Annotated in this window: 14 protein-coding genes; 7 read left to right on the top strand and 7 right to left on the bottom strand. The window is 72.1% G+C overall.

The window, feature by feature from the left end; genetic code table 11:
* Positions 1-62: 62 nt before the first annotated feature.
* Positions 63-962: an RNA polymerase sigma factor SigF gene (locus tag KUM40_RS29880; RefSeq protein ID WP_217169815.1), complete on the bottom strand. Its 900-nt coding sequence runs from the start codon at positions 960-962 to the stop codon at positions 63-65.
* Between the two features lie 199 nt (positions 963-1,161).
* Here KUM40_RS29880 and KUM40_RS29875 point away from each other — a divergent pair, with 199 nt between their 5' ends.
* Positions 1,162-1,593 (top strand): helix-turn-helix domain-containing protein, encoded by a 432-nt coding sequence (locus KUM40_RS29875; RefSeq protein WP_217169310.1) that lies wholly within the window; start codon positions 1,162-1,164, stop codon positions 1,591-1,593.
* 89 nt (positions 1,594-1,682) lie between these two features.
* Here KUM40_RS29875 and KUM40_RS29870 read toward each other — a convergent pair whose 3' ends face one another.
* Both KUM40_RS29870 and KUM40_RS29865 read right to left on the bottom strand, forming a co-directional pair.
* Positions 1,683-2,285, bottom strand: coding sequence for a ClpP family protease (locus KUM40_RS29870; RefSeq protein ID WP_217169309.1), 603 nt, complete (start codon positions 2,283-2,285; stop codon positions 1,683-1,685).
* 1 nt (position 2,286) lies between these two features.
* Positions 2,287-2,940, bottom strand: coding sequence for an ATP-dependent Clp protease proteolytic subunit (locus KUM40_RS29865; RefSeq protein WP_217169308.1), 654 nt, complete (start codon positions 2,938-2,940; stop codon positions 2,287-2,289).
* Positions 2,941-3,165: 225 nt separating this feature from the next.
* Here KUM40_RS29865 and KUM40_RS29860 point away from each other — a divergent pair, with 225 nt between their 5' ends.
* The 6 genes from KUM40_RS29860 (at position 3,166) to KUM40_RS29835 (ending at position 8,315) form a co-directional block, all read left to right on the top strand.
* Entirely contained in the window at positions 3,166-3,648 is a 483-nt protein-coding gene (locus KUM40_RS29860) for a VOC family protein (RefSeq protein ID WP_217169307.1), read from the top strand.
* A gap of 90 nt (positions 3,649-3,738) precedes the next feature.
* Positions 3,739-4,536, top strand: coding sequence for a VOC family protein (locus KUM40_RS29855; protein WP_217169306.1), 798 nt, complete (start codon positions 3,739-3,741; stop codon positions 4,534-4,536).
* A 31-nt stretch (positions 4,537-4,567) separates the two neighbouring features.
* Positions 4,568-5,269: a ribonuclease H gene (locus KUM40_RS29850; protein WP_217169305.1), complete on the top strand. Its 702-nt coding sequence runs from the start codon at positions 4,568-4,570 to the stop codon at positions 5,267-5,269.
* Between the two features lie 132 nt (positions 5,270-5,401).
* On the top strand, positions 5,402-6,667 hold the full coding sequence (locus KUM40_RS29845; RefSeq protein WP_217169304.1) for an FAD-dependent monooxygenase: 1,266 nt from the start codon (positions 5,402-5,404) through the stop codon (positions 6,665-6,667).
* A gap of 12 nt (positions 6,668-6,679) precedes the next feature.
* Positions 6,680-7,663: an aldo/keto reductase gene (locus tag KUM40_RS29840; protein ID WP_217169303.1), complete on the top strand. Its 984-nt coding sequence runs from the start codon at positions 6,680-6,682 to the stop codon at positions 7,661-7,663.
* Between the two features lie 148 nt (positions 7,664-7,811).
* Positions 7,812-8,315 carry a DUF6328 family protein gene (locus KUM40_RS29835; protein WP_217169302.1) on the top strand — a complete coding sequence of 168 codons (504 nt, stop codon included), beginning with the start codon at positions 7,812-7,814 and terminating at the stop codon, positions 8,313-8,315.
* Between the two features lie 58 nt (positions 8,316-8,373).
* On the opposite strand, the gene KUM40_RS29830 is transcribed toward KUM40_RS29835, so the two are convergent.
* From KUM40_RS29830 to KUM40_RS29815, 4 genes are all read right to left on the bottom strand, one after another.
* Positions 8,374-8,802, bottom strand: a complete 429-nt coding sequence (locus KUM40_RS29830; protein WP_217169301.1) for an SsgA family sporulation/cell division regulator — start codon at positions 8,800-8,802, stop codon at positions 8,374-8,376.
* Between the two features lie 111 nt (positions 8,803-8,913).
* The gene (locus KUM40_RS29825) at positions 8,914-10,518 is read right to left on the bottom strand and encodes a serine/threonine-protein kinase (protein WP_217169300.1); all 1,605 of its coding nucleotides are present in this window, start codon (positions 10,516-10,518) and stop codon (positions 8,914-8,916) included.
* A gap of 187 nt (positions 10,519-10,705) precedes the next feature.
* Positions 10,706-11,665 (bottom strand): threonine/serine dehydratase, encoded by a 960-nt coding sequence (locus KUM40_RS29820; protein ID WP_217169299.1) that lies wholly within the window; start codon positions 11,663-11,665, stop codon positions 10,706-10,708.
* 57 nt (positions 11,666-11,722) lie between these two features.
* On the bottom strand, positions 11,723-12,400 hold the full coding sequence (locus KUM40_RS29815; protein WP_217169298.1) for an AIM24 family protein: 678 nt from the start codon (positions 12,398-12,400) through the stop codon (positions 11,723-11,725).
* Between the last annotated feature and the right edge of the window lie 8 nt (positions 12,401-12,408).

Raw genomic sequence — 12,408 nt, 5'->3', positions numbered from 1 at the left:
GGAGGGGTGAAGCGGAGGGGTGAAGGGCACCGGCCGACGTGCGGCGCGGGACAGTGGCGCCGTCAGGCGCAGCCGAGTTCGCCCAGCATGCCCTCGCGCAGCCGGGTGATGATCCGCTTGATCAGCCGGGAGACGTGCATCTGCGAGCAGCCGAGCTGTTCACCGATCTCCGCCTGGGTGGCCTCCTCCACGAACCGCATGTGGATGATCCGACGGTCGCGCTCGCTCAGCTCGGCCATCAGCGGGGCCAGCGAGTGGAAGTCCTCGACGAGCCGCAGCCCGTCCTCCTCCACACCGATGAAGTCGGCCAGCACCGACTCGCCGTTCTCGGGCCCGTCACCGGTCAGCGCGGCGTCCAGCGACGAGGAGTTGTAGCCGTTGGACGCGATCTGGCCCTCGACCACCTCGGTCTCGCCGATGTTCATCAGCGTGGCGAGTTCAGCGACGGTGGGCTCGCGGTCCAGGCGGGAGGAGAGCTCCTCGCGGGCCCTGGCCAGCTCCACGCGCAGCTCCTGAAGCCGCCGCGGCACGTGCACCGCCCAGGTGGTGTCCCGGAAGAACCGCTTGATCTCACCGACGATGTACGGCAGCGCGAAGGACGTGAACTCGACCTCGCGCGACAGCTCGAAGCGGTCGATGGCCTTGATCAGACCGATCATGCCGGTCTGGACGATGTCCTCCATGTCGTCCCCGCGGCCCCGGAAGCGGCCGGCGGCGAACCGCACGAGCGACATGTTCATCTCGATCAGCGTGTTGCGCGCGTACTGGTGTTCGTGCGTGCCCTCTTCGAGCTCCGTCAGACGCCGGAAGAACTGGCGGGAGAGCTGCCGCGCGTCACGCGGTGCCACGGTGCGGGGGTCGATCACACCCCGCAGTGATCCGTGCAGCGATCCGTCATCCGTCCCGCCCCCGGCGGCTTTCTCGACAACTTGCGCCTTCGGCCGGACCACGGCGGTCTCCATTGCCTCTCCCACGAAAGTCACGATTCGACGTCTCCCTAGGCTCTTCCCGCTTGCGGGTACCCGGGTCGCGGCAGCACATGCCTCCCGTATTGAGCGTAGCCCCGCGCGTGGTGTCCCGCACCCGGGAACTGCCCCGGATTTCCCTGAGGGCGGAACGCCGCGCCCTTCCGTGCGGCGACCGGGATCCTAGGCTGTGGAGGTGACCAGCCACGTGCCGAACGAAGCCCGCGTCATTCCGCTGCGCCCGCAGGCCGCGCGCCCCGGAGCCCGTCCCGCCGCCCCGCCGGTTCCCCCGGAGCGGAGGCCGCCCACCGTCCGGGAGCCCCTGTGGCGGGATCTGGTCGGGGACGTCCTGCGGCGTGAACGCCTCGACCAGGAGCGCACGCTGAAGGAGGTCGCGCAGAGCGCCCGGATCTCCATGCCGTACCTGTCGGAGGTGGAGCGCGGCCGCAAAGAGGCGTCCTCGGAGGTGCTGGCCGCCGCCGCGGGCGCCCTCGGACTTGGCCTGGGCGACCTGCTGGCCCGGGCCCAGGGGGAGTTGCTCCGTCTCACCTCCCGGCACACCGGCACGCGAGGACCGGGCCGGGGCACCTCCGGCACCCGGTTCGACGGGATGTGCCTGGCCGCCTAGGACACGCCTGGGACTCGCCCAGGACCTGTCCGGCCCCTGGAGCACGCACGGGCCGGCGCCCCGCCGAGGCGGGACGCCGGCCCGGTCTCTCACACCCGCGCCAGGCGCCGCGCCAGCACCTCGTCCGCCAGCCCGTACGCCACCGCCTCCTCGGCGGTGAACACCTTGTCGCGGTCCATGTCCGCGCGCAGCGTCGCGACGTCGTGGTGCGTGTGCCGGGCCAGCACCTCCTCCACCTGGGAGCGGATCCGCACCATCTCCTTGGCCTGGAGCGCCAGGTCGGAGACCGTCCCCTGGCGTCCGCCGCTGGCCGGCTGCCCCAGCAGGACCCGCGCGTGCTCCAGCACGAACCGCCGTCCGGGATCACCGCCCGCCAGCAGCACGGCCGCCGTGGACGCCGCCTGCCCGACACAGAACGTCGAGATCGGCGCCTGCACGAACGTCATCGTGTCGTAGATCGCCATCAGCGACGTGAACGAGCCGCCGGGGGAGTTGATGTAGACGGCGATCTCGCGCTCCGGGGCCGACGACTCCAGATGGAGGAGCTGCGCGATCACGACGTTGGCCACGCCGTCGTCGATGTCGGTCCCCAGGAAGATGATCCGCTCCGACAGCAGCCGGCTGAACACGTCGTAGGACCGCTCGCCCTGCGGGGTACGCTCGACGACGTTCGGAATCGTGTAGCTCCCCATGTCACAGCCCCATCCGTCGCCTGGTGGCGGCCGGCCGCACGTCCGCGAGGGACTGCACGACCTGGTCCACCATTCCGTACTCCCTGGCCTCCTCGGCCGTGAACCAGCGGTCGCGGTCCCCGTCCCGGGAGATGGTCTCCGGGCTCTGCCCGGTGTGCTCGGCGGTGATCCGCTCGATGGTCCGCTTGGTAAAGTCCAGGTTGTCCGCCTGGATCTCGATGTCGGCGGTGGTGCCGCCGATGCCCGCCGACGGCTGGTGCATCATGACCCGCGCGTTCGGCAGGGCGTAGCGCTTGCCCGCCGCACCGACGCTGAGCAGGAACTGCCCCATGCTGGCGGCGAACCCCATGGCGAGCGTGGAGACGTCGTTGGGGATCAGCCGCATCGTGTCGTATATGGCGAGCCCCGCGTGCACGGAGCCGCCCGGGCTGTTGACGTACAGGCTGATGTCGGTGCGCGAGTCCTCCGCGGAGAGGATCAGCAACTGGGCGCAGACCCGGTTCGCGGAGACCTCGTCGACCTGTGTGCCCAGCAGCACGATCCGCTGCGCGAGCAACTGCGCGGCGAGTTGGTCGTCGAACCGGGTCGCGGGGGTCTCGCCCTCCTCCGCCCGGGGAAGTGCGGCCGGGAACGGGCCGGCGATGAGTGGAGACATCGACGCTCCTTGTCGAGTCGTGGCGGTCTTGGGTCATGGCGTTCGCAGAGGGTCGTAGAGGGGTGGTTCGCGGCCGATGGGGCCGCGGTTCGTCCACTCTCCGCCCGCCGCGGCCCCGGCCGGGGCTTTCTCTGCCCGCGGCAGATTCGCCACCAGCAGAGCGATGAGTTCCGCGGCCCGCGCCGGTCGACAGTGGTGACCGTGTTCCACGCCCAGGAGGTAGTCATGAGCACCGACGGATTCACCACGTGTCTCTGGTTCGACGGCCAGGGCGAGGAGGCCGCCCACTTCTACGTCTCCCTCTTCAAGAACTCCGGCATCGGCGCCGTCACCCACTACCCCGAGGGGGCGCCCCAGCCCGCCGGCTCCGTGCTCACCGTCGACTTCACGGCCAACGGCCAGAAGTTCGTCGCCCTCAACGGCGGCCCGGAGTTCAAGTTCAACGAGGCGATCTCCTTCCAGATCACCTGCGAGAACCAGGACGAGGTCGACCACTACTGGACCAGGCTCACCGAGGGCGGCGGCGAGGACGGCCCCTGCGGCTGGGTCAAGGACCGCTTCGGCGTGTCCTGGCAGGTCGTCCCGAGCCGGCTCGAGGAGATGTTCCGCGACCCGGATCCCGCGAAGGTGGCGCGCGCCAACAAGGCCATGATGTCGATGCGCAAGCTCGACATCGCCGCGCTGGAGCAGGCGTACGCCGGGGAGTGACCCGCCGCCGGCGCGCGGGGCGGGGACGGGATGGCTAGCGTGAGAAACCGAACCGTTCCCGACCGTTCGTCCGCACAGGAGGCGGCAGCCATGGCCGTGCAACCCGAAGGGGCCCCTTGCTGGGCCGACGCGATGTTCACCGACGTCGAGGGAGCCAAGAGCTTCTATGGCGACGTCCTCGGCTGGACCTTCGGCGAGTCGTCGTCGGAGTTCGGCGACTACACCCAGTGCTACGCGGACGGCAAGGCGGTGGCCGCTGTGGTTCCGCCCCCGCCCGGCCAGGAGGACCAGTCCCAGTGGTGTCTCTACTTCGCCTCCCCGGACGCGGCGGCGACCGCCGGCCGGATCCGCGAGGCCGGCGGCGAACTGCTGCTGGAGCCGATGCGGGTCGGCGACTTCGGCACCATGTGCCTGGCCCGGGACCCGGGCGGCGTCGTCTTCGGCGTCTGGCAGGGCGACGCCCACGAGGGCTTCGAGGCGATGGCCGAGCCCGGCGCGTACTGCTGGGCCGAGGTCTTCACCCGCGAGCCCGGGAAGTCGGACGCCTTCTTCCCCGAGGTCTTCTCCTACACGGCGAAGCAGATGCAGGACGACCAGGTGGACTTCCGCCTCTTCGACCTGGGCGAGCGCACCGTCCTGGGCCGCATGGCCATGACCGAGGACTTCCCGCCCGAGGTGCCGCCCTACATCAACGTCTACTTCACCGTCACCGACTGCGACGACGCGGTGGCCCGCGCAACGAAGCTCGGCGGCGTCCTGCGGTTCGGTCCGACGACCACCCCGTTCGGCCGCTTCGCGGCGCTCAGCGACCCGCAGGGGGCGAGCTTCTCGGTGATCGACATCACGACGGCCGAAGGGGAGATGCCCAAGGTCGCGGACGTCTCCTGAACCCTGTCCCGGCACCCCGCCGGGCCATGGCATGATCGGGCGCATGCGTGAACGTGTAGTGGCCGCGTGCGACGGCGCCTCGAAGGGAAACCCGGGTCCGGCCGGCTGGGCCTGGGTGGTCGCCGACGCGTCCGAGAGCCCGGTCCGCTGGGAGGCCGGCCCGCTCGGCAGGGCCACCAACAACATCGCCGAACTCACGGCGCTGGAGCGCCTGCTGGCGTCGACCGACCCCGGCGTACCGCTGGAGGTCCGCATGGACTCGCAGTACGCCATGAAGGCCGTCACCACCTGGCTGCCCGGCTGGAAGCGCAACGGCTGGAAGACGGCAGCCGGCAAGCCGGTCGCCAACCAGGAGCTGGTCGTGCGCATCGACGAGCTGCTCGACGGCCGCTCGGTCGATTTCCGCTACGTGCCCGCCCACCAGGTCGACGGCGACCGGCTCAACGACTTCGCCGACCGCGCAGCCAGCCAGGCCGCCGTGGTCCAGGAGCCCGCGGGCAGCGGCCTCGGCTCCCCTCAGCCGCCGCCCGCACCGGACGTCCCCGCGGCCCGGAAGGCACCGCGCCGGGCGCCCGGCACGGCCCGCAAGGGCGGCGGCGCCTCGGCCCGCACCCTCAAGGCGAAGTTCCCCGGGCGCTGCATGTGCGGCCGCTCGTACGCGGCCGGCGAGTCCATCGCCAAGAACGACCAGGGCTGGGGCCACCCGGAGTGCCGCGCGGTGGCCGCCGGGTAACCCGCGTCGGCCCACGGCCGTGTGGCACCGGTCCGCACCCTCCCCCTTGCTACTCTGCGTCCCCGAATAACCGCAATGAGTGCAATGAGTGCAATGAGTGCGTGCTGATTGCATGCCGAGTGCATACCAGGGGTGCGTGTGAAGGTCGCCTGCGTCGGCGGTGGGCCCGCCGGACTGTATCTGTCCATCCTGCTGAAGCGGCAGGACCCGTCCCACGACATCACCGTGTACGAACGCGACCCGGAGGGCTCCACCTACGGCTGGGGCGTCACCTACTGGCGCACGCTGCTCGACCGGCTGCAGGAGTACGACCCCGAGTCCGCGCGCGCCGTCGAGGAGCACTCCGTACGCTGGCGGGACGGCGTCGCCCACGTGGGCGACCGGGCCACCCGGCACCACGGCGACGAGGGCTTCGGCATCGGCCGGCACCGGCTCCTCGCGATCCTCGCCGCACGCGCCCGCTCCCTGGGCGTACGCCTGGAGTTCGAGCACCCGATCACCGGCGCGAACCCGCCCGCCGCCGACCTCGTGGTGGCGGCCGACGGGGCGGGCAGCGCGCTGCGCACCCGGCACGCCGACCACTTCGGCACCGAGATCCGGGCCGGACGCGACCACTACGTGTGGCTCGGCACCACCAAGGTCTTCGACGCCTTCACCTTCGCCTTCGTCGAGACCGACCACGGCTGGATCTGGGCGTACGGCTACGGGTTCGGCCCCGAGGGCAGCACCTGCGTCGTCGAGTGCGCGCCCGGGACCTGGAGCGGCCTGGGCCTGGACCGGGCCGACGAGGCCGAGGGACTGAACCTGCTGGAGAAACTCTTCGCCGACGTACTCGACGGACACCCGCTCACCGCGCGGTCCTCCGGCCGGGCGAGCACCCCGTGGCCCACCTTCCGCACCGTCACCAACCGCACCTGGTCCCGCGGCAACCTCGTCCTGCTCGGCGACGCCGCCCACACCACGCACTACTCCATCGGCGCCGGCACCACGCTCGCCCTGGAGGACGCCATGGCGCTGTCCACGGCGCTGCACGAGCGGGCCACCCTCCCGGACGCCCTCGCCCGCTACGAACGCGAACGCAGGACAGCCCTGTTGCCGGTGCAGAGCGCGGCCCGCCACAGCGCCCAGTGGTACGAGAACCTGCCCCGCTACCTCCACCTGCCGCCGGAGCAGATGTTCGCCCTGCTCGGCCAGCGCCACTCGCCCCTGCTGCCCTACGTCCCGCCCCGCTTGTACTACCGGCTCGACCGGGCCGCCGGGCGACTGGAGACACTGCGCCGGCTCAAGCGCCGGCTGGGACCGAGGCTCGCGGCCACCATGCAGGCACGCAGACTCGCCACCGGCGACCGGCCGGGCCGCTCCGGGCGTACCCACGAGGTGCCCACGCACCGCGGGTGACAGACTGACGCCATGGACGAGCGCACTTTCGACAGGTCGGACCAGCACGCGTCGGTGATCGGCCTCGGCACCTGGCAACTGGGCGCCGACTGGGGAGACGTCGACGACAAGGAAGCCCTCGCGGTGCTGGAGACGGCGGCCGAGTCGGGGGTGACCTTCTTCGACACGGCGGACGTCTACGGCGACGGCCGCAGCGAGCAGACCGTCGCGACCTTCCTCGCGAGCAGGCCCGACCTGCATGTGCTGGTCGCCACCAAGATGGGCCGCCGGCTCGAGCAGATCCCGCAGAACTACGTCCTCGACAACTTCCGCGCCTGGAACGACCGCTCCCGCCGCAACCTCGGCGTCGACCGGCTCGACCTGGTGCAACTGCACTGCCCGCCGACCCCCGTCTACTCCACCGACGAGGTGTTCGACGCCCTGGACACCCTGGTCGAGGAGGAGCGCGTCGCCGCGTACGGCGTCAGCGTGGAGACCTGCGCCGAGGCCCTGACCGCGATCGCCCGGCCGAACGTGGCCAGTGTGCAGATCATCCTCAACCCGTTCCGGATGAAGCCCCTGCGCGAGGTGCTGCCGGCCGCCCGGGAGGCGGGCGTCGGCATCATCGCCCGGGTGCCGCTGGCGTCCGGCCTGCTGTCCGGCAAGTACACCAAGGACACGGTCTTCGCCGCCAACGACCACCGGAACTTCAACCGGCACGGTGAGGCCTTCGACCAGGGCGAGACCTTCTCCGGCGTCGACTTCGCCACCGGCGTGGAGGCCGCCGCCCAGTTCGCCGCGCTCGCCCCCGAGGGATACACCCCGGCCCAGCTCGCGCTGCGCTGGATCGTCCAGCAGCCCGGTGTGACGACCGTGATCCCGGGCGCCCGCTCGCCCGAGCAGGCCCGCGCCAACAGCGACGCGGCCCGGCTGCCGGAGCTGTCCGACGACACCCTCGCCGCGATCCGCGACCTCTACGACCGCCGGGTCAAGGACCAGGTCGAGGGCCGCTGGTAGGCGGCGGGCCCCGACCCGGCAACCGTCCCCGGTCACCCGGACCGGGCGCCGCCGCCCCGGTGCCCGCGCCTGAGTACGGCGATCCCGGGAAGAGGGAGAAGAGGGAGCAGGGGGCAGGGGTCGCAGGCGACGGTCACCGGGAGGAACAGTGACGGACTCGGATTCGGCGGCCGGCTCGAGCCGGCGCAAGGGCCGCGACGAGAGCGAGGAGGAGCGGGCGGACCGGATGTGGACGGAGCTGATCCAGGAGGTCCGCGTCGCCCAGATGGGTGTGCAGATCCTGTTCGCCTTCCTGCTCACCGTCGTGTTCCAGCCGAAGTACGAGCACCTCTCGGACACCGATCAGACGATCTACCTGATTACGGTCGTGCTCGGCGCCGTGACGACCGGGGCCCTGATCGGACCGGTGTCCCTGCACCGCCTCGTCTCCGGACGGCGCGTGAAGCCGCAGGCGGTGCGGTGGGCCTCCCGGATGACCGTGCTCGGCCTGGTGCTGCTGCTCGCGACGACGGCCTGCTCGCTCCTGCTGATCCTGCGCGTCGCGACCCACAACGGCTTCGTGCCCTACCTCGTGACCGGCGTGGTGATCTGGTACCTGCTGTGCTGGTTCGCGATCCCCCTGTGGACCCGGCACCGGCACACGGCAGGCTGAACGCTGAGGCTCCGCGGCCGACCTCAGCTCTCAGCCCTGAGTCTTCAGCTCTCAGCTCTCAGCCCTCCGCCATCAGCTCGGCGAGGAAGTCGTCGACGCGGACCTGTTCCCTCCCGGGGCGGACCACCGTGTGCGTCTCGCGCAGGAAGGCCTCGACCGCCGCGGCCCACACGAACACCACGGCGCGATGGCGGTCCCCGTCGGACCGGTCGTCGCCCAGCAGCTCGATGCGCAGCTCGTCCCACATGCCCCGCGACTCGGGCCGCAGCCGCACGTCGCCCACGCCGACCGGGCGGGTGAGCCCCTCGGCCACCATCTCCCGGTCCAGCGTCCAGCGGGCCAGCACCCGGCCGTCATGGCTGAAGACCACGGTGAGGGCGAACGGGTCCGCCGCCTCGTAACCGAAGTGGGCGAGCACGGGGAACCGTTCGGCGGCCTCGCCCGCCTGGAGCTGCACGACCAGGGTCTTGTGCACGACGGTCTTCACGGAGCCTCCAGGGGAGCGGACCTAGAGCCCTCTAGTACCCCGCCCACCGGCAAGATGCTCAGTCGTCCGGATGATTCGCCCGTTCCCGGGTTTCGTGGCGTGCCAGTCGCATCAGGCGGCGTCCTCCTGGAAGGTCCCGAGGAAGGCGGCGAGCGCCCGTTCGTTCGCGGTGTCGTCCCAGTCGCCCGCCGGCGTCGTCCAGCGCAGCGAGAAGCTGCGGCCGCCGCCGAGCAGGAAGCCGCGGCCGAAGGTGCGGATCCGGGTGCCGTCGTCCCGGGTGAGCCACTCCATGTCGGCCGCCTCGCGCCCCCGGTAGGTGGTCGCCCGGATCTCGCCGATCCGCCGGTAGCCGCCCCAGCGTTCGAGACCGGGCTCGACGTCGTCGCGCCAGACCGCCACCGGGTCCGCGCCCGCGCGCTCGCTGTAGGTGACCGCGAGGGTGCGCGGATCGCCCGACGTGCCGAAGACCACCCGGTACGCGCCCCCCGGTACGCGCGAGGTGTCCAGTCGCCACCAGCCTCCGGGAAGGGCGACGGAGAAGCCCTCCGGCGCGTCGTAGCGGCGGAACCCGGCCGGCACGGAGGAGGCGGCGCCCGGCTCCGACGGCGAAGCGCTCGCGCTCGGCCGGGCGGAGGGAGAGGAGGGAGAGGAGGGGGCGGCTTCGGTGGGCGTGGCGGCCGGGGCCGAGGGACGCTGCCGGGCGCCCGTGGCGGAACCGCCACCCGTGCCGGGGAGCCCTTCGGTGACGGCGAGGACCGCGACCGTGATCGTGACGACGGCCAGCGCGGTCCCGGCGGCCATGGTCCGCCGGCTCCAGTCGCCGCTCGCCCGCCGCCGGGCGGCGCGGTACACGCCGCGCAGCCGCGGGCGGGGCACCTCACGCACGGTCGCGGCGCGATCCTCCGTCAGCGCCCGGGTGAGGGCCTCGCGCACCACCGGGCGGGTCAGCCGCTCCCGGGAGTTCTTGCGCAGCAGCCCCTGCACGGCCTGGGTGAGCGGACCGGCGCGCACCGGCGTGCGCAGCGGCAGCCGGTCCACGCCCTTCAGCGTCGCCTCGGGACGTCCCCGGTCACGGAACGGCGGGCGGCCCTCGACCATCGTGTAGAGGATCGCGCCCAGCGTCCACAGGTCGGCCGCGGGCCCGATCCGCTCGTCGCGGGCCTGCTCGGGCGAGGCGTACGAGGGTGCGGCGAGGCGTGGGGCGAGGGTGGCGCCGGCCAGCCCGAAGCCCGTGACGACGACGGGGCCCTCCTCGCGCACGAACACCTGGCCCGGGCTCAGCTCCCCGTGCGTCACACCCTGGCTGTGCGCCATCTCCAGCACGGCCAGCAGTTCCAGACCGATGCGCGCCGCCCGCGCGTAGTTGAACGTGCCGTGCCGGTCGAGGAGGTCACCGAGCGGAACACCGCCGATCCACTCCGTCATGGTCCACAGCGTGTCGTCCGTCACCACCGCGTCGAGCACCGCGGCGACCCGCCCCGGGCACAGTGACGCCATGGTCTCGCCGGTGCGGATCACCCGGCCGGTGGCCCGGCGGGCGGCCTCGCCCGCCTGCTCCTGAGGCAGCGCGAGCTGTGTGACCAGGCACGGGCGGCCCGTTGTGGCGTCCTCCCCGGACCAGCAGACACGGTTCGTCTCGCGGTGGACGACCTCGAGCAGGCGATACCGTCCGGCGATCAACTCGTGTGTGGAGACGCGCGCCCTGCCCATGGCCATCCCTCGTTCGCACCGCCGGCTCTCGGCTTGCCCAGAGGTACGTCGAGAGGGCGGGGGTGCGTTCAGCGAACGCGCCTCCCCGCCCTGTTTCTGACCCTTCTTCAAAAGCGGCGAACACGCGTGCGACCGCGGGGTGTACGGGGAAAGCGGCCGTGCGGGCGAGCAGCCGGTCCCGGCCGGGCGGACGTCAGCTCAGTCCGAAGCGGTCGGTCCACGCCGTCATGTCGGCGACGGTGGCGTTGCCTCCGCACACCACGAGCCCGATCCGCGCGTCGTCCCCCACCCGCTCCACCACGCGCCGGGCCGCCGGCAGCAGACAGCCGGCGGCCGGCTCGGTCCACACCTTCGCGTGCTCGGCGAGCGCGAGCGAACCCTCGACGGCCTCCCGGTCCGGCACCACGAGCACCTCGGTGACCAGCTCGGACACATGGTCGTACGTCACCTGCGAGACGGACGGGGCGCTGAGCGTCGTGACGAAGGAGGACAGCGGCACCGCGAGCGGTCCGCCCGCCGCCAGCGCCCGGGACATGGCCTCGGCGCCCTCGGTCTCCACGCCCCAGATCCGCACGCCGGGCCGCAGCGCCCGCAGCGCCGCCGCCACGCCCGCGATCAGGCCGCCGCCCCCGATGCTCACCAGCACGTCGGTGAGCTGCCCGGCGTCCTCGGCGAACTCCAGTCCCACCGTGCCCTGCCCCGCGATCACCACCGGGTCGTCGAAGGGGTGGACCAGGGTCAGCCCCTCCTCCCGGAGCCGGGTGACGAGCGCGAAGGCGCTGTCCATGCCCTCGGTGAGCCGCACCAGCGCGCCCGCCTCCTCGGCGATCTCCACGGAACGGGCGGGCGCCGTACGCGGCATGACCACCGTGGCCTTCACATCGAGGGCGGCGGCCATGACCGCCACCGCGATGCCGTGGTTGCCGCCGCTGACCGCGACGACGCCGGCGGCCCGCTCGGCCTCGGTCAGCGACAGCAGCTTCGCCGTCGCGCCGCGCGCCTTGAACGAGCCGGTGCGCTGGAGCAGTTCCAGCTTCGCGGTGACCGGGACGCCGAGCAGCGCGGACAGCCCGGGGCTGGGCACGGTCGGGGTGCGTACGACATGTCGGGCGATCCGCTCGGCCGCGGCTTCGATCTCCGTGATCCCGATCAAGGCAGTCTTCCTTCTTCCTTCCGGCGCGGGCGGTGATCCGCGCTCCTCGCGAGTGTCTCAGTGCTGCTGTGTCTTCTGCGGCGGCGCCTCACTCGGCCGTACGACGACGAAGCCCTCGCCCTGGAGCACCAACTGGACGGCCTCCCCGGAACCGCCGCGCAGCATCGAGCCGATGGACTGCGAACGGTGCAGAGAGGTCGCGAGACCGGCGGACCAGCCGACGATCGCGTCCGTGTCGACGTAGACCGGGTACTGGTGCGAGACCGGGATGACCAGCGGGCTGCCCTCGCACACCAGCCCCAGCCTGCCCTGCCCCGTGAAGACACTGTTGAACAGTCCGCCGCCCGCGATGCCGGAGCCCTTCACGGTGGCGATGCGGTACGACAACGACGCGTCGAAGCACAGGACGTTGCGGCCGTTGACCGTGAACTCGTCGCCGGGCTCGACCTCGACGACGAAGCAGTTCTGGGCCTCGTTCGCGAACCAGGCCTCGCCCTGCCCGCGCACCGCCATCAGCGGCAGCCCCTCCCCGGTGACGGCGCGCTTGAGCATGCCGCCCACGCCCTGGCCCTTGCGTTCGAACTGGAGACTGCCCCGGTAGGCGATCATCGCGCCCTGCCGGGCCAGCATCTCGCCGTTCACCGCGTAACGGATGCACTTGGAGTTCTCGACGGTCATGCCCGGCGCGGTCGCGGGCTGCACCATGTGCTCGCTGGAAAAGAGGTCACCCTTCATGGGGGCAT

Origin of the sequence: Streptomyces sp. AC512_CC834 (assembly GCF_019049325.1) — a bacterium.
Taxonomy (GTDB): domain Bacteria; phylum Actinomycetota; class Actinomycetes; order Streptomycetales; family Streptomycetaceae; genus Streptomyces.
Note: the sequence above shows the minus strand (reverse complement) of the source record. Positions and strands in the feature narration are given on the sequence as shown.

Bases quoted from the DNA above. Each gene is read 5' to 3' on its own strand.
- KUM40_RS29825 (WP_217169300.1), bottom strand. From the start codon at position 10,518: ATGGCCATGGGCAGGGCGCGCGTCTCCACACACGAGTTGATCGCCGGA.
- KUM40_RS29840 (WP_217169303.1), top strand. From the start codon at position 6,680: ATGGACGAGCGCACTTTCGACAGGTCGGACCAGCACGCGTCGGTGATC.
- KUM40_RS29850 (WP_217169305.1), top strand. From the start codon at position 4,568: ATGATCGGGCGCATGCGTGAACGTGTAGTGGCCGCGTGCGACGGCGCC.
- KUM40_RS29815 (WP_217169298.1), bottom strand. From the start codon at position 12,400: ATGAAGGGTGACCTCTTTTCCAGCGAGCACATGGTGCAGCCCGCGACC.
- KUM40_RS29860 (WP_217169307.1), top strand. From the start codon at position 3,166: ATGAGCACCGACGGATTCACCACGTGTCTCTGGTTCGACGGCCAGGGC.
- KUM40_RS29880 (WP_217169815.1), bottom strand. From the start codon at position 962: ATGGAGACCGCCGTGGTCCGGCCGAAGGCGCAAGTTGTCGAGAAAGCC.
- KUM40_RS29855 (WP_217169306.1), top strand. From the start codon at position 3,739: ATGGCCGTGCAACCCGAAGGGGCCCCTTGCTGGGCCGACGCGATGTTC.
- KUM40_RS29870 (WP_217169309.1), bottom strand. From the start codon at position 2,285: ATGGGGAGCTACACGATTCCGAACGTCGTCGAGCGTACCCCGCAGGGC.
- KUM40_RS29865 (WP_217169308.1), bottom strand. From the start codon at position 2,940: ATGTCTCCACTCATCGCCGGCCCGTTCCCGGCCGCACTTCCCCGGGCG.